Genomic DNA, 17,972 nt, shown 5'->3' with positions numbered 1-17,972 from the left:
TAAGAATCTTTCCCACTTTTCGACTTGCCAGATGACCATCTATGCAAAAGATTCTTATCAAGGTAGTGCAGTAGCGTACCCGCCTATACTCATGCACAGATTTCATTGTCATGAAATCACCTCTAAATCTCCAACTTCAGCGATCAACCAATCATACCATGAAAAAAACTATCCTAACCCTTAGCTCCGTGCTTGGCCTGACATTCATGGCCCACGGCCAGGCGACCACCGCAGCAGTAGGTTACAACACCGTTACCTGCCTTCCAAACTCGGACACGATTGTCTCAGTTCCTTTCCTAAACACCACAGACAGTATCAGCACGACTGTTTCTGGAAGTCCTTCAGGCAGTGGAAGTAGCGCCACATTCACGATGGCCAACGTTTCCGGCCTCACCACCGACCAATACTCTAATTTGTACTATGTCCGCTTCACCAGCGGCCAACTCGAAGGCGAAATTTACCAAATCACCGGAAATACTGCCACTACCGTCACTATAGATACCCTCGACGCCTCTGGTGCCACCCGCACCATGATCGAAGATGGCAACAAGTTCACCATCTATAAATTCTGGACTCTAGGCACCCTCTTTCCTCCAAGTACACAGGCTACACTAGTACCTGCTCCAAGTGTCTTTGCTGGAACCGCAAACTCCTCAATCCAACTACCTGACTTCGACGCAATCGGAACAAACAAAAACCCCAAACGCAAATTCTACATCTTCAACGATCAATGGAATGAGGTAGGCAAAAGTGGATCAGCAAATGATACAATATTGTGGCCTGACAGACATTTCATCATCCGTCACACAGCAGGTGTTACCAACCCTACAACATATCGCCCAACAGGGACAGTAATGTTTGGAGACAGCGTGATACCATTGTCTGTAAATGACACCTCCTCACAGGACAACTTTGTTGCAATTCCGAGACCTATTGATGTCAAAATCAAAGATCTAGGATTCATAACTAGTGGGGCTGAAAAGAATTTTGAACCCAGGGACTCCGGCTTTGATGGTATTTTTGATCAGATATTTGTCTTCGACAACAGTGATCCAAATACTCAAAACAGGAACCCAGAGTCCAGATACTACTTTGATGGACCAACTCAGACTTGGAAAAAATTTGTATCGAGTGGTGACTCTGGCGATGTCGGAGATGAAGTGATCAGCCCATCTCAAGGCATCGTAATCCGCAAAGCCAAAGGCACCAATGGCGTCGTATTCTGGACAAACCCATCAACATACAACAATTAATCTCACAAAGCCATCTATGAAAAGCTTATATATATCGGCAATTTCAGCCTTACTATTGACTCCTATCGGCTCTGCCGCTGTCAGCTATACAATGTCACTCGGGACATTCTACGAAAGTGATGGGACCACTTCACTTCAGGATAATGCAGTAGGTCTACTTTTCGTTAACACTGACAACTCTTCTACCAGCTCTTTTGGATCTGCATTAATTGGTTTTGACCTCTCCCAAACACCTCAGGCCGATTCAGCTGTCGCTACACCTATAACCGTTGGAGGTTTTGAACTAATAGCAGCGTTCAATGGCGACTCGAACGGTCAATTTGTAGGACGCGCAGTTGATGACATCCTCAAAGACTCAGGTATTTCCAACAATGACCCACTCGTCTTTGTCTTCTTTGAGTCCATTACCTCACTATCAGGCACAGTCGGAGCAAATGAAAATTTTGGCGTCCTGACAGGAATGACAGCTGATCAGAACCTTGCTCCTGGTGGCCCTGCTTTTGAAATTCCAGACACTGATGGCACATTTGAAATATTATTTGGAGATTCGACCGTAGGAGGCACTACTCCCCAAGCTGATTTCGTGGCAGACCAAGTTACTGCCATCCCAGAACCATCCTCCTTCGCCCTGATCGGCCTTGGAGCGCTTGCGACACTCTTCCGTCGTCGCCGATAGTTCGGATCTCGATTCAAATCTTATTGAATAAAAGCCCCGGTCACTCAGAGGACCGGGGCTTTTTTGTGTTCCAAAATTTAGCACCTCAAGCGGAGGCCGTGAGAACCCAGCCAAGCGCTAGCCCTGCTTCTCTCCCTCGCGGGCGAGTAACCAGAGCACATCGGAGAGGCGGTTGAGAAACTGGCGGGCGACGCTAAGCGCCTCATCCTCTACACTCCAGCTGCAGAGTTCTGCACGGCGCCCGATGGTACGGGCTACATCCAGCTGCACACCACTCAGCGCTCCGGCCTTACCCGGCCTGGACCAGCCGCGGAATCGATTGCGCCGCTCCTGCTCCAGCTCCTGCACAAGATCATCCAGCCAGCTCACATCCTCCCCAGTGATCCCCTGGTAGCCTTTTTCCTGATACTTGGCGTGATCCTCCTCATGTGTGGCAATGACTCCCATCAGCCCGACCAAGCGCGACTGTACGCCATCCACCCACTCTCTGAGCTCCTCGGGCACCTCACCGGCCCTCACGACACCCAGAGCCGCGTTCAACTCGTCCACAGCCCCCAGCGTGGCCATACGTGGATGCGTTTTAGGCACACGCCTGCCAAACATAAGATCGGTCATTCCTTCATCGCCCCTTCGCGTACTGATGCTCATAGGACGAGATTAGCGAGATTGGCTTTATTTGCAAAATATGAATAATGAGAAGCGTACTTCCGTCTCAAGAAGACAGAGCTGCTGCACGGCGACGCTCAGAATGGAAGAAAACAACACTGCTCTCAATACCATGGATGATTACAACCGCCGTCAATTCATACGCACCTCTCTCCCAGGCTTCCTGGGTCTTACATTAGCGCTACCCAGCATCGCCTCACTGGCCACCCGGGCGAATGCCTGCAACGGCCGTCTGGCCAAGGACGCCACCATCAATTGGGATGCCTTCCTCAGCGAGGTAGACAAGGTCGCCAAGACTCAGCACCTCGATCACTGGAAAGAGGAAGCCTACATCCAGCAAGTTGTTCAGCTCACCAAGAGACTCAATCTGAAAGATCCGGCACTTCTGAAAGGCTTTGAAAACTGCAAACGCGGACTCGGGAATGGCCGCGTAGACTTCGAGGACCTGGAGAAGAACCGCGACTTCGCTGTCTGCCTGCTCCAGTTTGAGAAAGGTGAGTTCATCCCGCCACATGACCACCCGGGCATGACGGGCGTCATCCAGTGCGCAACGGGTGAAATCTCCGTGCAGAACTACGACATGCTCGGCGTGCGCAAGGGCCATGAAACCTTCCTCTTCAAAAAATCCGCAGACACGGTCATGAAAAAAGGCGAGGTCTCCTCCCTCACCTCTAAGGCGCGCAACATCCACACCCTGAAAGCCCATAGCCTGACCCAGCTGGTGGACGTCTTTGCCCCACCCTATGATCCACAGCGTGCGGCGAAATCCAGCTGGTTCAGCATCGATAGCGATCCCTTCGAGGGCAAGAAGGACATCTTCGAAGCTGCCTTGCGCTAAAAAATTTTTCATTCATGCTGCCACAACTACCACTAGCCACACTCTCAGATTTAACCTAGAACTTCAAGTAACCTAACACCTCTAATCCTAGAATACTATACAATGAACCGCAGAAACTTCTTAACCACATCCCTTAGCTCTCTTGCCGCCGCAAGCTTCCCTAGCTTCCTCATGGCAGGCGAAGAAGAAAAACCACTTTTTGAGATCTCTCTGGCTGAGTGGTCCCTGCACCGCACCATCAACGGCGGCAAGCTCGACAACCTCGATTTCCCGAAATACTCCAAGGAGCAATTTGGCATCACTGCCGTGGAATACGTCAATGGCTTCTTCTTCGACAAGGCCAAGGACATGAAGTACCTCGGCGAGCTCAAGAAGCGCTCCGCTGATGAAGGCGTGACCAACGTACTCATCATGATCGACCGCGAAGGCCACATCGGAGCCAAGACCTCTGAAGCTATCGACAAGACTGTCGACCGCCACAAGAAGTGGGTGGAAGCTGCCAAGTTCCTCGGCTGCCACAGCATCCGCGTAAACGCACACGGCCACGGCAACCGCGAGGAAGCTGCCAAGCGCGTCACCGAAGGCCTCAGCAAGCTTGCTACCTTCGCCAAGGATTTCGATATCAGCATCTGCGTGGAAAACCACGGCGGCCTCTCTTCTGACGGTGCTTGGGTGGAAGGCGTTCTCAAGGCTGTCAACATGCCAAACTGCGGCTCACTCCCAGACTTTGGCAACTTCCACCAGTACGACCGCTACAAGGGCATCAAAGAACTCATGCCATTCGCTAAGGGCGTATCCGCCAAGTCACGCGTCTTCAACGAAGCGGGCGAGGAAACCCAGACCGACTACTGGAAAGCCATGAAGATCGTCCTCGACGCCGGCTACCGCGGCCACGTAGGCATCGAATGGGAAGGCGGCAAGATCTCCGAACAGGAAGGCATCAAAAAGACCAAGGAGCTTCTCCTCAAGGTCCGTGACAAGTACAGCGCTGACTACAAGTAAGCTGTCTCACATTCCCCTTTCATCAAAAAGCGCACCAAGATTCCTTGGTGCGCTTTTTTCATAAAATAAATTCGCCGGAGCGGATTAATCGACATCCATCACCAGTACCTTTGCCCAGAGATGCTTACTCGCATCAATGAAAACATCGTGCTCAGGATGCACCTGATAGGCATCATGCTTCTCGAGAGAATCGAAGCGAAGGTACAGACCGTAATCAAAACTCTTATCGGTCACAGGGCGCTCAGGTGTATTAGAAGGCTTCCCCCATCCACCACTGGCGATATTCGGGGTTTTAAGAAGCTGGTCCAGAGAAGCCTCAAAGGCAGCTCTATCCTGATCGTTTTGGTGCTCATCTTTGAGCCAGAAATAGACATGGTGTTCCATAAAGCTATTCCTGCCTGAGATCTTGGACAAACTCAACCCTCAAGCGTGACAGAGGCCTGTTAGTTCCCCTCCCGCTTTCTCCGCTGTTTCTGAAGATACTCCAAGGTGACCTTCCGCCCATAGACGACACGGGCCATCAACAAACCGGCGACTCCACCTCCAAAGTGACAGGCATGCGCTACCTGAGAGAGCATGGATTCAAAGCCCAAGCTACTGATCCACAGACCCGCCTGAGAAAGACCTGGCACCCCCATACTTGGCCTCATCAAAGCCAAGAGCAAAGAAGCCATCATCACCCCTAGTCCCAGATTACGGCTACTCACTGGGATCGGGAACATTTTCGAGTCAGGCGAGAGACTCGTCAGCAGGAGCAAAAGAGCTATCACCGCTCCAGAAGCCCCTACCAAGAGACGCCAGCCCTCAGGCCCGGTCATGAGGTCTGCCATCAAATGAAACACGCCGCCCAAAAACACACCAGCCAGCAGAGTCAGTGCCAGTTTCTTTTGCCCGATGATCGCCTGCACCCTTCCTCCGATCAGCCAGAGCATCAAGACATTGGCCAGCACGTGCGGCCAGTTCCCGTGCAACAGGGCGTAGCTGAATAATTGCCAGACTTTACCCGCCATGATCCCCTCATGAGACAAGCCCAGTGAAAAATAAAGCGGCCGCCAGTAAAGCGCGCCCCCCTTTAGCTCGATCACGAAATGAATCAACAAGAGCGCTACACAAGTCAGGGTGATCACGTCAAAGCCCGGCTTAGGCAGCGTAACCTTACGCCACCAAGCACGCTTTTTCTCCAGGGTGTAAAACCCTACTGTACGTACATTCTTGTCGATCACTCAGTGTATCAGACAAGTCGAGCTTGAAAACGCTCAAAAATAAAGCCCGTCATGAAGATGACAGGCTTGCATTCAGACACTTAGCTTTCCCCTTTGGCGCGGGGCTCACCAGCCACCGTAGACTTCGCACAGGAGCTGGTTACGAATGGTCCGCCCTCCATAGGGGCTACACCCGTGGTCGCCACATCCGGCATTTCGGTAGGCTTGCCTGCCAGCGGAAACTCTTTGCGCAGTGGAAAGTAAGGATAGCCCTCCCACATCAGGATGCGCTTAAGGTTCGGGTGATTCAAAAACTTGATTCCCATCATGTCATAGACCTCGCGCTCGTGCCAGTCGGCGGTCTTCCAGAGATCGACCACACTCTCTACCTGCTCGTCCTCGGCCACGGGAGCTTTGACACGCAGGTGATGACTATTGTCCACGTAAGCGAGCTCATAGACCATCTCAAAGCGTGGATGCACAGTCTCATGATCCACACTGCTGATATCGATCAGGAAGTTGTAGCCCAGTTCATCACGGCAGAATGCCAGCACCTCGTGCAGAGCATCCAGGGCTACGATGACGGTGTGTTCGCCACGAAATTCTTTGCTGCCAATGACTTGGTCGCCAAACTTGGATTCAATACGGGAAACGTGCTCGCTCATGATAGTCCGTCTACAAAAAGTCGTTCATTCAGTTAAATAGAGAGGCCGCGTACTTTCTCCTCCTCAGGATCGCTCTTGAGACCTTTGGCGGATTGCTCCTCCTCAATCTTCTTCTGCAGCTTCATCAGGCCTTCAATCAGAGCCTCTGGACGCGGAGGGCAGCCGGAAATGTACACATCCACAGGAATCAGGCGGTCAATCCCCTGAAGGGTGGCATAGCTGCGGTACATACCGCCAGATGAGGCACACGCACCCATGGCGATGCACCACTTGGGCTCAGGCATCTGATCCCAGATTCGCTTCACGGCGAGAGCCATCTTGTAGGTCACTGTTCCAGCCACAATCATCACATCTGCCTGACGTGGTGAGAAACGCATCACCTCCGCACCGAAGCGGGAAATATCGAATCGTGAAGAAGCGGTAGCCATCAGCTCGATCGCGCAGCATGCAAGCCCCATCGGCATCGGCCAGAGTGAGTTCTTACGCATCCAGTTGATGGCGGCGTCTACGCGAGTGAAAATGATGTTTCCCTCGATCTTAGAATCGTAGGCGAAATCGGAACTATTGGGATCTACAGAAACCATAATGAAAGTGGGGTTATCCCCTATGCTGCGAACATGGACTCTCGCTCCTGACTCCTCAAGCCTAAACCCTGTAAAAACTACTCTTAGCGAAAAATCACTCCCCCTCGGGCTGATCCATGAAACCAATCAGCGCCGGAATCGCCGCTTCGAGCACATTACCGACAGCCCGATAAGCCCGTGGCCCCATGCCGATCGGATCTGGCACATCGAGCCCAGCCTGGCCATCGATCTCAATAAAGTCACAGACCAAGTGGCATTTATCCTGATATTCAGGGAAAGCACTCACCAGCATGTGCAGATGAGCCTCCGTCATGGCAAATACATGGGTGGCATCTTTGAGCATCTCTTCGGTCACCATGCGGCTGGCAAACTCCTTCATCTCTGCACCGCGCTTCTTCAGCTCGATCTGGGTATCTTGGCTGATCCGGTCACCATCAAAAGCAGACACTCCTGCAGAGCCCAATACCACGTAGTCACCACGGCCGCCCACGGCTTTACGGAACAGCCCTTCGGCCATTGGACTACGGCATGTATTCCCCGTACAGACAAACAAGACTTTCTTCTGCTTTCCCATAACGCTGGAAACATGAAATCACGTCAGCCAGTATGCAAGCCCAAGCTTCATTTCCGACCACTTCATCCGAACTGGTATATAAATTGAACCATCACAAGCTCACTGCAATTTTTTGCAAATCCCTGTGATATCAACTATCAATGAGCAACAGCAAATGCAGGAGCCTGAGTATATGCGTGTAAATTTGGCGACTGTGCTGTGAATCATTTTTGTGTGTAAAGAGAGCAGAACACAAAGTGACCCTCTCGTTCCTTGGGACGGGAGGGTTTTCTTCTTTTGAGAAACGTCTCTTTCAGAAGCAATCGCAAAACCTTTGCCGCACACACCTCATCCGCTATAGAAGTAGCTATGCAGCTGCAACACCTCTACCGCTGGCAGAATCTCGCCGAGGCTCTCATCGAAGACCTCACCCGCGAGCCCTGCAGGTACTTATCCGGAGTACAGGCTCTCGGCAAAAAATACCAAGTCAGCCGAATCACCGTAGAGCGTGCACTTGATCACCTGGAGCAGCTGCAAATCCTTCTCCCCGCCCAGCGGGGAATGCGCCGAGAGATCAATCAAAAAGCCCTCAGAGACCAAGCCAAATCCAGAGGGCTAGGCGTCGGCAGAATCCTTTACATTTGCGACAGATCTCTCCCTGACACCAACTACCTCAACCGGGAGCGCTTCAAGGCTTTCAGCAAGCTCTGTAGCCGTGAAAACCTCCAGGCCGAGTACCTTGTCCTCCCAAGAAGACTTCAGGACCTAAAAATCATCCTTCGAGACATCCGCCCCAAAGGAGTCATCACTGTTTCACTGGAAGCCAAAGTCAGTGAAGCCATCCAGAAAATGGGTATCCGCACCATAGGCTTGGGTTGTTCCAGCCCAAACATCAAACGTTACAATGTCAGTTACTTTCACCTGATCTCCTCAGGGTTCCGGCAAGCCTGGGAGGCTGGTCACATGCGAGTGTCTAATCCTCTGTGGAATAAAAGCGCCTCCGTCATTGAGCGCATGACAGCTGAACTCATTCCCTTCTTTGAGTCTCAGCGGATGCACTTCTCACCTACTTACCATTTGCCTTCCATCCACGGGAACGGCCCCGAAGATTATCATGCAGGCCTGGCCAAACTATTCAGCCACACCCCACCCAGCTGCATTATCGTGGGCAATTTCTTCCAGTACTTGATGGCCTCCTCGTTCCTACTAAATGCAGGGATCAAAGTTCCCGATGAGGTATCCCTCATCTCAATCTCTGAAGATCCTCATTTTAATCACCTCTGCCCCAGTATCGCGCGTATCAAGAATAACAGCCTGGCGCATATGCCAGCAGTCCTCGACTACCTACTCAATCGAGGTGAGCATCCAGACAAAATCGACGAAACGATTATCGAATCGACCTGGATACCTGGCAACAGCCTCAAAAACCTGTCATAGCAATCCCATTAACCACGTCTCTTGTAGGCATAGTCATCAGCAGCTATCTTTTTGTCACCTGTCTCTCACAGTGTTGTAAGTTCCATATCCCCTATGACAACCATTGATTTGGGGAATCCACACAGAACAAACACGACACTATGAAAAAACGAAAAGCATGGATTCTAGCCTGCTCGACTATCCTCACTACCACTTGCCTATCAGACGCCGCGACTACTTTCCTCGGCAGCATAGACTCAGACTTCAGTAATGCAGGAAACTGGGACAACGGCACCCCGACTGGCTCCAACAACGGCACCATCGAAAATGGTAACACCGCGGATCTCGGCAGCGCATACAGTATCGGGACCGGAAGGCTAGATGTCGGTGCCAACGGCACCTCTGGCACACTCAACATTAATAATGGAGGCACACTTTCTACCGCCAATGGCACGCCTGGCATCTTCGTTGGCTCTGGGGCAGGATCCGTGGGCACCATTAATGTGAACAGTGGCGGCACACTATCCGTGCTCGGTGCTGGCGCCGACCTCTTTCTAGGCGATAGCAGCGGCGGACAGGGCTTCGTCAATGTGAGCACTGGTGGCACACTAGACGCGCGTAAGGCACTTGAGATCATCAATGGTAAACTCTTCTTCGAAGCTGGATCCGCCTATGCTGCAAACAGACCACAAGACGAACTCGTTGTAGACAATAACGGCATCTTAGGATTTGCCACAAGCGGCACCAGCATTACCACGATCGCCAGCACACTTAACGCTCTCGAGCTGGGCTCCACTTCTACCCTGCACATGGAACTGGGCGGCGCCTACAATGTTGGCGACACCTGGACTATCATCACTGGTATCGATGCCTTCACGGGAGTCAGCGGCGGCGACGGCACCGGAGTATTCGGCAATGTGCTCGACCCCAACAATAGCGGTCATCAATTCACCGTCCATTATGGCACTGGCCTAGCCGCTTCAGGAGAGGTCGTTGTGGAACTCGTGGCCGTTCCAGAACCTAGCTCATCCGCCCTGATTGGACTTGGCGGCATCGCCATGATCCTGAGAAGACGCCGTTAAGTGCTTACCAGAAAAACGACACCATAAACTCATATTCAGTCCTCGTACTATTCTGTCAGTGCGAGGACTTTTTCATGGTTCATCAAGGTGTTTTCGTCAGTGAACTATCTGTATGCGGGAGGTTCACCTGAATCGTTTTGATTTCGCTGGATTTTCCATCAGCACTCAAGCTTTCGTGGAAAATATAGATTTTACGAATCAACTGATCGCCCCTGAAACCGCTGTTGATGATATAGCCTTTTCCATAACCTTTAGCCGCAGCCACACAGCGAATCAACTTACGCGCATTCTCCACGGTGTATTTCTGGGAGCCCCCTGGTTTGATGATCTGCGTATCAGCACCGATCATGAACTGGACAGGACGTCTCGTGAAGTTGAGAGCCAAAACCTGATTCTCAGGAAAGGAGGCAGGGTCAGCCTTCAGCTCACGATAATGTGGCTTATAGTTCCAGCGATGATCCCCTTTGTTGCTCGGATACATCAACAACAACTTGGTAGCTCCCGGCTGCATGGGAGCCACGGTAAACCAATCATCGTAACCCTCACGTCCACCTTTCTGCACCGGCGCTTTCAGTGGTAACGGCTTACCAGCGGGCACAGGGACAAAGGCTCCCCCGGCATTAAAACCTACTGACAGCTGGACAATCTTATCGACACTCTTACCGTCCGCTGTGGTCGTTTTTCCATCGGCAAACATCAGGGATGATGGTGGCAACTCCCCTTCCTTGGGCGGCATGAGTACCGGTAAGCCCTTCATAGACTTTAACTCCTCCGCAGACAATTCCGCGGCCTCACCTTTAGATGCACCTCCGGCGATATTTTCGCGCTCCTCACTTGTCATCGCTCGATAACGTCTCTTCGCCTCAGGACCGATAGCAATCAGTGAGAGGTAGGCTTGTGGTCGCCCCTCGGCATCCAAAGCTCCCCCCTTAGCTGCTGCCTCAGGCTGCTGGGCCAAAGAGACCTGAGCAGGAACTAACAACAGGACTGCTAAACCTGTGATCACTGATTTGCATGACTTAATCTGAAAATTCATAAATATAGTTCTGTTAGAGTTCATTGATTGGCAACCAACGCATATTGATCACTTTGAAACGACGCCCAAATTGCTGGTTCACATTGGCAATTTCACCAGGCTCATAACTTCCACTGGACCGGTTAAGTCTCAAAACAGGATCCGTTGCCCGATTCTCCACCGCCTGGTCCACGTTGGTTTCATTCAGTGGTGCGGCAGCCACAAACTCAGTACTCCGCGTCACGACTGCCTCCAGACATGCCTTGGCCATGATCTTGCCCTGCTCATCGCGCGACTCTCCATAGGCTCGGATTGTGAAGGTATCGCCACGCGCCGTCATGGCTGGTGCCAATGGCTCCAGAATATCAGACTGCATGAGAAAGCCCGTAGCACCCCACGCTTTCTCTCTTGGGCTGCGCGCTGGGTTCAACTCGAGCGAAGCTTGATTCGCCCGGCTGTTTTGATTGTTCGTCGTTTCCCAGATTGGAGCGGAAGCGAATTGGGAATTCAGCTCCGCAGCAAGAATAGCTGCGTCCAAAGCCCCCATTCTGGAATCTGGCGTATCACTTCCGGACAAGCCAGACTGGCTGCCCTCCAAGCGCCTGTTTACGAAGTCCGCCATGGATAGGAAAGGCCCTCTCGCCTTCACTTGGTCGACAATTTTCTCAGCCAGCAAATAGATCTCTTGATCGGACAGCTTGCGCCCGCCTGCCCAGGCGGATGCACTATCGGGGCTGGAGCCATTAGCCCCTGCGGTGACTTCGTCCGGTGAGAACAATCTGGCAAAGATTGTGAGCTCAGAACTCTCAAGATCAGAACCATCACGTGAAGTTCGGTTAACACCTCGGAGTCCAGATAAGAAGGCCGCCCAAGCCTCTACAGAGGTAGAGTTCACATTGAATGCTCCACGGTTCTTCACAAAGTACGCGCTATTCCAGAATGCAAACTCTGCCCCTTCTGAAGACAAGCGTGATTCGATCCGCTCGACAGGCATCTCGATATTTGAATTAAGAGCGTAGCGTGAATTCCAGAGAAGATCCCCCTGACTCGGTGACCAGCTCGGTCTGCCATTATTCATGGGGATGGACGAAATGAAGAACTGGTCCCAGAGGTTCTGGTTTACCTCAAACGCGATATCATAAAGGAAAATCTCATCAGAAACATCAACCCCCTGTCCTTCAACCTTCACACCAGACACCGCAAAATCTTGTTGCTGAAGTATGGCGGCCGAATCCACCACGGGACGCCCTGACACTCTTGCCAGAGAATTGCCTGGCTGGCTTTTGGAAGGAGTTCTAGGCCCATAGCCAAAAGGCTCCTTACCACCATTCATCTGATCCCAGCGAGTTGCTGCCTGATCACTACTTGGTCCCATCGTCACATTAGGTGGTGCCGTAGAGTAGGACGGAACGCCGTGGGCAGCCAGCGAGTGTCCCACCACATAAGTGGGGTGCCATGAGAACGGGCTCAGTCTAGCATGCCTGAATGCCCCCAAGGACAAAGCACCAAACTTGGGCTGAGGCAGATCAAACAACACCATGGATGAGGCTGCGCCAAACTGATTGCTCCTACCCATAGGTGGCTTTGCAAAGAAGCCGTTGCTGGAGATGAATGGTAGGTCTGAACTATCGAGCAAAGGCACAAACTCCTGCGCCCAAGGCCCAGCGCTGTTCACATACCACTCCGCAGAACTCGGAGAAAATGGAGCTCTCGCTGTGTAGTTGGAGCGCACATTCCAGTTTCCGATCAAGGCCTGGTTCCATACGGCATGATCCTTGTCCCCCCAGCGATTGACGCGCAGTGGTGGTGCATTGGCCTCCGAAAGTGATTCATCAAAGTAGAGCAGCTTTGCTCCCCAGACGTGAAGCTTGGGAATATTACTGAGAATATCATCTCCGCCTTCACAAACTTTAACCCGATTGCTGGAGCCAGGATAACCCTCGCCGAAGAAGTACTTCCAAGTGAAGAAACCCCAGTTGTTACTGCCACCATTCGACCCGTTGAACATCTGCAAGGTTGGGTACTGGGGCCCATTGATAAGGTCATTGTGACTAACCGCCCCACTGCCATTCACACCCTTGAGCACCACGCGGAAATTGGACTGCGCCGTGATCCAGGGGGCATAGTTCAGCAAAGCTAAAGGATCCGCCTTGTAAAGATCTCTGAAAATATTTCTCCACCGGACATCATTAAAATTCTTCCACCCCGTCACCGTAGGAGCATAGGGCTCACCCAATCCATTGTTTCTGAATCGGTAGCGCGTAGCCTTCGAGTCATAGTAGAAGTGATCCTTGTTCGCTTCTGAAATAGGACTCAGCAAGTTCGTACTGATATTGTTCGCATCATACTCACCCACTTTTACCCCACCAGCCAGATCGGTAACCTTTCTTTTTGGAGCGGCACTGTATACCAAGCACTCACCGGCCGGAATCGTGGCTTTGTCCAAAGTGAAGCAGAGGAATTGCTCACGAGGAAATATCCCCTCATTCATGAGCATTTGAATTGTGCCATTACCTTCGTTCCAGTTGGCAAGCCCTGGGTCCTTGGATTTGTAAGCCGCCTTGACGGAACGAATGGCTGCATTCGATGGACGGAAGCTCATATGACGCGCCCATCCTCTGAAGTCCTTGTAGAACGGATTTTCGATCATCACCACCAGCTTTTCAGCTTCCATATCCGCATTAAATGGGTTCCAGACACAAACTCGTGGAAGGATATGCAGACGCAGGTTTCCAGTCGTACTAGAGTAAGTGAAAAACCAGTTCCAGCGCGCTTCTGTAACCACCGGATGAAAGACTGGAGCCTGTTGCCCCCATTTTTCCCATGACCAAGTGTAGCCATCGGAGGCACCAGTGATCCATGTATTGTGAGGCTTCAGCCACATATTTCCACTGCCGCTGCCTTGAGAGGAAGTCTGCCCTCGTGCTACCCCACTGGTTCCATAACCACTGAAGGACATGTCCTTCAGCTTCATCCACGAGCGCAACATATCAAAGTTAGGGCCCACCATCGCATGCTTGCTCCCTGGTATGATCGGGTCTGAGCTAGAGAAACCTGAGTTTGGCCATGCGCTGTTAGGCGCCCCGAAACTCACGGAAGCTTCACTAGGATTGGCCAGCAACAAAGCCCCCAGATCTTTCTTCAGGCCTCCATTCTGCACATCCACATGAATGCCTGGAGCCATGTCAGTAACAGCATGGAAATGCTCCTTAAAGAACTCCTGAGAGTCATTGGCCAACTCAGTAGAGCGACGTGAAACGACCTTTTCCAATGTCTCGTTAAGCTCTTGGTCTTGTGATGAGGATGCTGGATAGTAATCCTTCATCTGAGGATCAATCACCGCCGGATCATTTTTGGGACTCGCCGCCACACTCTGGCGCGCCTTGTCCTCATCATCCCTGTGTAGACTCAAGTTCAACGAGGCTTTCTGATTATTATCACCTACCCACCAAGCATAGGCTCCCCTGTTCTGCTTCTCAGTGGCATTTACCAACACTTTCTCAACCACTACATGATCACTATCTGGCGCCTTATCCCCCAGAGTTCCCTCACCAACAATGCGCAGATTCATCGGATCTTCAGGATCCAATTCTTGCGTATGCAACTGCTTTGAGTCTCCCTGTTGCGGACGCTGACTGACCAACCAGCCCTGCAGAAGATCATTTCGCCATGAACTCATGTTCTGGCGTACATCTGTATAAAGGTATTTATTTTGGTAGAGGTTACCAGATCCGTCATCCGAGCGTTTCCCGACGACGGGATACTCTACCCCATTCTCCTCGACTGTCGTTTTCCAGGCTCCTACCCAATGCGGATGGCGCACACTTTCACGTTCAGACAAGATTTGAGCATTGGCAGTCACGCGCTGATCTGGCCCCGCATAGCTTTGTAGCTTGTTCAATGCAATCGTCAGCGCCATGCGAGCGTTAGCCTCGGCTACTGCGGCATGCTTATCGTAAGAGCTTTGCCGGCTGGTGCTAGAAGAGAGCGACATGACACCGAGTGCCACGACCACCAAGAGTATCATGACTGTCATCGCAGACACGAGGGCAAATCCCCTCGGAGCCATGGAGTCGATTTTAGTTTTAATGATGGGTTGAGTTTTCATTGCTTGCATGTGGATTAGAGCTTTTAGCCAAATTCCTCAGTCATGACTGAGGAATTAGACGAATTGCGTATTTTGAACCCTCACTTGCAACAATTCACCTCGGTTTCTGTAGTTGCTTTAGAAGCATCATGAAATCACATGATACATACATTCCCCTGAAAAATGAAAAATACACTGAGAGCCCTATTAATCATTGGTACGTACAACGTACTCACCCAATCACTCTCAGTCAAAACACCTGAAAGCATTTACACCGGACCCAAAAAGGAACCGGACGACACCATACCATCCTCTATTTAAGCACAAAGCAAGACGCCACCATTAGCCAAGCAAGTCTATGACTAATCGGAAAGCACCGCGATGAGATACTTCAGCTCATCATCAGGATCTTCACCTTCACCAATGGTTTCCAAAATCTCCGCCCTCAGCATTTCACCGAAGCGTTTACGCATCCGGTGAACCCCCACCTTCACAGAAGAAAGCGATACCCCTAACTGGTCCGCCACTTCCTGATAACCTCCGTCCAACTCACCCGTGAGACATTGTGCCAGTGCTTCGTAGAAATCCTCCTTACCTTCGCGGTAATATTTTTTGCGCAATTGCTCTCGAGCACTTTCGACCACGATAAGCGCCCAGCGCTTGTCAAAGCTCAGGGTAGGATCTTCCGCATCACTATCTTCCCAACGCGCCTCCTCAGCGGCGATGTCCATGGTATCGACCTTGCCCTCACCTCTTTTGACGGCAATCGACTTTGCATGCTCATCTCTCAAGTAGCGCTTGAACGCGGTAAGTAGGAAGGTGCGCATCTTGCCCTTCTCTCTATCAGCAGCCGCAAAGAGAGCTTTCTCTACACCTTTCGCCATGAAGCCCTGCACCACATCCTCGGCATCCTCCATCGATCTGCCATAACCTCTGGCATAAGCATAGAGCGGCTTCCAGTACATCCCACAGAGTTCATTGAGCGCCTCCTGGGCTTCGCCCGCACAGGCGTCTTTGACTCGCTGAACCAGAGTCCAGCGCGTGGGTTGGAATGTGCTATTACCTTCTGCTGTCGTCATGCTTCTTTGATCTCCTCTACGATTATACGCATACCGTCTTCGGACGTTACGACAATTTTGGCACCTGCCGGAATGAATCCGACGTCAGACACTACCTCTAACAACTTTCCATTGATCTTCGCTCTACCAACAGGGCGAAGCTCTGTTTCCGCGACCCCTTCAACACCAAGTAGGACCGACTCTTCTCCTTCACCTTTCTCAATACCTGTGCCTCGCTTCAACTCAGCATTCACCGCCAAGCTATTGTAAAGTGGAACACTAGGCAAAAAGCGCATGAACAGAGTCACCAACAAAGTGGAACCAGCCAAACCGATGGCCAGAAAAATAATAGGCCACCCGATCAGAGAGGTCAGTGTGATGAGTCCCTTGTCCGTATCAAATCCCTCAAAGCTATCTCTGTCTACCATGGCAATCAGCAAGGCGGAAAGCATCATCACCACCCCAACTGCCCCGGCAAAGAAGGTTCCGGGAATCACCAAGAACTCCAGGATGACGAGAATCAATCCCACGGCAAACAAGGCTGCCAGCTCATAACCTGCCAAATTATCCGCCACATGGTTACCCAGGAAGAACACAGTAAAGGCCAGAATAGCAATCCCACCAAAGATCCCGAAACCTGGAGTCTTCATTTCCAAAAAGGCTCCCATCAAGCCCACGGCGATAAGAAGGGCGGAAAATTTAGCAACCCAGTAGGCAAAAGCCTCGAAGCCTGTCGGCTCAGCCACCACCACATCACTCTGGGCTAAATTCTCTTTGGCCAGCACGGCAAGCAGATCCTCGCAAATGCCGTCCGCCAACAGAGGCTTACCTTCATGCATCAAGACAGCTTCATCTCCAGTCAAAGTCAGGAGATCCCCCTCTTCCACGACTACTTTACCCCCCGCGAAAGAGTAGGCCTTGTCCTTGAACATCATGGCCTTCATCACATCAGCATTTCTCCCTTTCTCCTTGGCCACAATCTTGACGTAAGAGGCAAATACTGACTCCAGCTTGGCTCGCATAACCGGCTCAATTTCCGCACCTGATCCAGATATCAAGCCTGTAGCTCCAATAGATCCTCTGGGGTGCATATAAATTTTGTCACAACCAAAGGCCACCATGGATCCCGCGCTGATTGCATCCGTATTCACAAAGGCAATCGTCTTCACCTTCACTTCCGGAAGCACCTGCGTGATCAGATCTGCCGTGTCAAACGCCAGCCCGCCAGGTGTATCCAAATCAAAAATCACCGCCTTGGCCTTCTCTTCATCCGCCCGCTTCAGGACTTTCTTCCAGTACTTGAAGGCATAGGTATTCACCAAAGAATCCTCCCCAACTTTGAGAACGACCACTTTGCCCTCAAAACTCTCACCCGAGTTTTTGCCAAAAAGACTCTTCTCCTCCTGCTCATTTGCCGTGGCGAATCCACACACGAGGAACACCCACACCGCCAAAATCCATCTATTCATGCAGAAAATCTAGCATAGCGTGACCATCAGAAAATAAAAATTATCGCAATCTAACCACCGATTTCACGTATAGCTCTGAAAGTTTGTCTTTTAGACCCTTTTTCTTATTGCAAACGAATCTCAACTACATTAACTGTATCCACGTGAACATTACGGACATCGCACACGAACTCGAAGCCGACTCAGCCATGACACTTAGTCAGGCCAGCGTAGGCTGTTCATTCCGTATCAGTCACTTGAATGGGGCATCTTGCCAACGCCTCCGCAGCATGGGCTTCTGTGAAACCATGGAAGTCAAAAAGCTCTCCAATGGCCGCACTCTGCTTTGCTCCGTATGCGGCACTAAAATGGCACTCAATCGCAAACTCGCAGACCAGATTCTAGTCTGCCCAGCTTAATCAAGACG

General features: G+C 51.4%; 17 protein-coding genes. 7 read left to right on the top strand and 10 right to left on the bottom strand.

Features of this window, described 5'->3' with window-relative positions:
* Positions 1 to 158: 158 nt before the first annotated feature.
* Together BUB27_RS15315 and BUB27_RS15310 are read left to right on the top strand one after the other, a co-directional pair.
* A complete protein-coding gene (locus tag BUB27_RS15315) occupies positions 159 to 1,253 on the top strand; it encodes a TIGR02597 family protein (protein WP_159434996.1) in 1,095 nt (364 codons plus the stop codon).
* Positions 1,254 to 1,269: 16 nt separating this feature from the next.
* The gene (locus tag BUB27_RS15310) at positions 1,270 to 1,929 is read left to right on the top strand and encodes a PEP-CTERM sorting domain-containing protein (RefSeq protein ID WP_143184734.1); all 660 of its coding nucleotides are present in this window, start codon (positions 1,270 to 1,272) and stop codon (positions 1,927 to 1,929) included.
* A gap of 117 nt (positions 1,930 to 2,046) precedes the next feature.
* Here the strand turns inward: BUB27_RS15310 and BUB27_RS15305 are convergent, their stop codons facing one another.
* Positions 2,047 to 2,577 (bottom strand): cob(I)yrinic acid a,c-diamide adenosyltransferase, encoded by a 531-nt coding sequence (locus BUB27_RS15305; RefSeq protein WP_143184733.1) that lies wholly within the window; start codon positions 2,575 to 2,577, stop codon positions 2,047 to 2,049.
* A 37-nt stretch (positions 2,578 to 2,614) separates the two neighbouring features.
* Between BUB27_RS15305 and BUB27_RS15300 the strand changes: the two genes are divergently transcribed.
* Together BUB27_RS15300 and BUB27_RS15295 are read left to right on the top strand one after the other, a co-directional pair.
* Entirely contained in the window at positions 2,615 to 3,433 is an 819-nt protein-coding gene (locus BUB27_RS15300; RefSeq protein WP_143184732.1) for a cupin domain-containing protein, read from the top strand.
* A gap of 102 nt (positions 3,434 to 3,535) precedes the next feature.
* The gene (locus BUB27_RS15295) at positions 3,536 to 4,435 is read left to right on the top strand and encodes a sugar phosphate isomerase/epimerase family protein (RefSeq protein WP_143184731.1); all 900 of its coding nucleotides are present in this window, start codon (positions 3,536 to 3,538) and stop codon (positions 4,433 to 4,435) included.
* 84 nt (positions 4,436 to 4,519) lie between these two features.
* On the opposite strand, the gene BUB27_RS15290 is transcribed toward BUB27_RS15295, so the two are convergent.
* From BUB27_RS15290 to BUB27_RS15270, 5 genes are all read right to left on the bottom strand, one after another.
* Positions 4,520 to 4,819 carry a Dabb family protein gene (locus BUB27_RS15290; RefSeq protein ID WP_143184730.1) on the bottom strand — a complete coding sequence of 100 codons (300 nt, stop codon included), beginning with the start codon at positions 4,817 to 4,819 and terminating at the stop codon, positions 4,520 to 4,522.
* 59 nt (positions 4,820 to 4,878) lie between these two features.
* Positions 4,879 to 5,658 carry a rhomboid family intramembrane serine protease gene (locus BUB27_RS15285; protein WP_143184729.1) on the bottom strand — a complete coding sequence of 260 codons (780 nt, stop codon included), beginning with the start codon at positions 5,656 to 5,658 and terminating at the stop codon, positions 4,879 to 4,881.
* A gap of 80 nt (positions 5,659 to 5,738) precedes the next feature.
* Positions 5,739 to 6,302, bottom strand: coding sequence for an NADH-quinone oxidoreductase subunit C (locus tag BUB27_RS15280; protein ID WP_143184728.1), 564 nt, complete (start codon positions 6,300 to 6,302; stop codon positions 5,739 to 5,741).
* Positions 6,303 to 6,334: 32 nt separating this feature from the next.
* On the bottom strand, positions 6,335 to 6,886 hold the full coding sequence (nuoB, locus tag BUB27_RS15275) for an NADH-quinone oxidoreductase subunit NuoB (RefSeq protein WP_143184727.1): 552 nt from the start codon (positions 6,884 to 6,886) through the stop codon (positions 6,335 to 6,337).
* A 94-nt stretch (positions 6,887 to 6,980) separates the two neighbouring features.
* Positions 6,981 to 7,460, bottom strand: coding sequence for a low molecular weight protein arginine phosphatase (locus tag BUB27_RS15270; protein WP_143184726.1), 480 nt, complete (start codon positions 7,458 to 7,460; stop codon positions 6,981 to 6,983).
* A 348-nt stretch (positions 7,461 to 7,808) separates the two neighbouring features.
* Between BUB27_RS15270 and BUB27_RS15265 the strand changes: the two genes are divergently transcribed.
* Together BUB27_RS15265 and BUB27_RS15260 are read left to right on the top strand one after the other, a co-directional pair.
* Positions 7,809 to 8,876 (top strand): hypothetical protein, encoded by a 1,068-nt coding sequence (locus BUB27_RS15265; RefSeq protein ID WP_143184725.1) that lies wholly within the window; start codon positions 7,809 to 7,811, stop codon positions 8,874 to 8,876.
* A 140-nt stretch (positions 8,877 to 9,016) separates the two neighbouring features.
* Positions 9,017 to 9,937, top strand: a complete 921-nt coding sequence (locus BUB27_RS15260) for a PEP-CTERM sorting domain-containing protein (protein ID WP_143184724.1) — start codon at positions 9,017 to 9,019, stop codon at positions 9,935 to 9,937.
* An 82-nt stretch (positions 9,938 to 10,019) separates the two neighbouring features.
* On the opposite strand, the gene BUB27_RS15255 is transcribed toward BUB27_RS15260, so the two are convergent.
* The 4 genes from BUB27_RS15255 to BUB27_RS15240 form a co-directional block, all read right to left on the bottom strand.
* On the bottom strand, positions 10,020 to 10,973 hold the full coding sequence (locus BUB27_RS15255) for a hypothetical protein (RefSeq protein ID WP_143184723.1): 954 nt from the start codon (positions 10,971 to 10,973) through the stop codon (positions 10,020 to 10,022).
* Between the two features lie 13 nt (positions 10,974 to 10,986).
* Positions 10,987 to 15,060: a hypothetical protein gene (locus BUB27_RS15250; RefSeq protein ID WP_143184722.1), complete on the bottom strand. Its 4,074-nt coding sequence runs from the start codon at positions 15,058 to 15,060 to the stop codon at positions 10,987 to 10,989.
* Between the two features lie 341 nt (positions 15,061 to 15,401).
* The gene (locus BUB27_RS15245; RefSeq protein ID WP_143184721.1) at positions 15,402 to 16,118 is read right to left on the bottom strand and encodes an RNA polymerase sigma factor; all 717 of its coding nucleotides are present in this window, start codon (positions 16,116 to 16,118) and stop codon (positions 15,402 to 15,404) included.
* The gene (locus BUB27_RS15240; RefSeq protein WP_143184720.1) at positions 16,115 to 17,566 is read right to left on the bottom strand and encodes an NfeD family protein; all 1,452 of its coding nucleotides are present in this window, start codon (positions 17,564 to 17,566) and stop codon (positions 16,115 to 16,117) included. The genes BUB27_RS15245 and BUB27_RS15240 overlap by 4 nt, the downstream gene beginning before the upstream one ends.
* A 143-nt stretch (positions 17,567 to 17,709) precedes the next feature.
* Between BUB27_RS15240 and BUB27_RS15235 the strand changes: the two genes are divergently transcribed.
* Positions 17,710 to 17,964, top strand: coding sequence for a FeoA family protein (locus BUB27_RS15235; protein WP_143184719.1), 255 nt, complete (start codon positions 17,710 to 17,712; stop codon positions 17,962 to 17,964).
* The last annotated feature ends 8 nt before the right edge of the window (positions 17,965 to 17,972 follow it).

This window comes from Rubritalea squalenifaciens DSM 18772, from assembly GCF_900141815.1.
In the GTDB taxonomy this organism is placed as follows: Bacteria; Verrucomicrobiota; Verrucomicrobiia; order Verrucomicrobiales; family Akkermansiaceae; genus Rubritalea; species Rubritalea squalenifaciens.
The sequence above is the reverse complement of the archived record's forward strand: the minus strand, read 5'-3'. Positions and strand labels throughout refer to the sequence as shown.

Bases quoted from the DNA above. Each gene is read 5' to 3' on its own strand.
- BUB27_RS15315 (WP_159434996.1), top strand. From the start codon at position 159: ATGAAAAAAACTATCCTAACCCTTAGCTCCGTGCTTGGCCTGACATTC.
- BUB27_RS15310 (WP_143184734.1), top strand. From the start codon at position 1,270: ATGAAAAGCTTATATATATCGGCAATTTCAGCCTTACTATTGACTCCT.
- BUB27_RS15305 (WP_143184733.1), bottom strand. From the start codon at position 2,577: ATGAGCATCAGTACGCGAAGGGGCGATGAAGGAATGACCGATCTTATG.
- BUB27_RS15300 (WP_143184732.1), top strand. From the start codon at position 2,615: ATGAATAATGAGAAGCGTACTTCCGTCTCAAGAAGACAGAGCTGCTGC.
- BUB27_RS15295 (WP_143184731.1), top strand. From the start codon at position 3,536: ATGAACCGCAGAAACTTCTTAACCACATCCCTTAGCTCTCTTGCCGCC.
- BUB27_RS15290 (WP_143184730.1), bottom strand. From the start codon at position 4,819: ATGGAACACCATGTCTATTTCTGGCTCAAAGATGAGCACCAAAACGAT.
- BUB27_RS15280 (WP_143184728.1), bottom strand. From the start codon at position 6,302: ATGAGCGAGCACGTTTCCCGTATTGAATCCAAGTTTGGCGACCAAGTC.
- nuoB (WP_143184727.1), bottom strand. From the start codon at position 6,886: ATGGTTTCTGTAGATCCCAATAGTTCCGATTTCGCCTACGATTCTAAG.
- BUB27_RS15270 (WP_143184726.1), bottom strand. From the start codon at position 7,460: ATGGGAAAGCAGAAGAAAGTCTTGTTTGTCTGTACGGGGAATACATGC.
- BUB27_RS15265 (WP_143184725.1), top strand. From the start codon at position 7,809: ATGCAGCTGCAACACCTCTACCGCTGGCAGAATCTCGCCGAGGCTCTC.
- BUB27_RS15260 (WP_143184724.1), top strand. From the start codon at position 9,017: ATGAAAAAACGAAAAGCATGGATTCTAGCCTGCTCGACTATCCTCACT.
- BUB27_RS15255 (WP_143184723.1), bottom strand. From the start codon at position 10,973: ATGAATTTTCAGATTAAGTCATGCAAATCAGTGATCACAGGTTTAGCA.
- BUB27_RS15250 (WP_143184722.1), bottom strand. From the start codon at position 15,060: ATGAAAACTCAACCCATCATTAAAACTAAAATCGACTCCATGGCTCCG.
- BUB27_RS15245 (WP_143184721.1), bottom strand. From the start codon at position 16,118: ATGACGACAGCAGAAGGTAATAGCACATTCCAACCCACGCGCTGGACT.
- BUB27_RS15240 (WP_143184720.1), bottom strand. From the start codon at position 17,566: ATGAATAGATGGATTTTGGCGGTGTGGGTGTTCCTCGTGTGTGGATTC.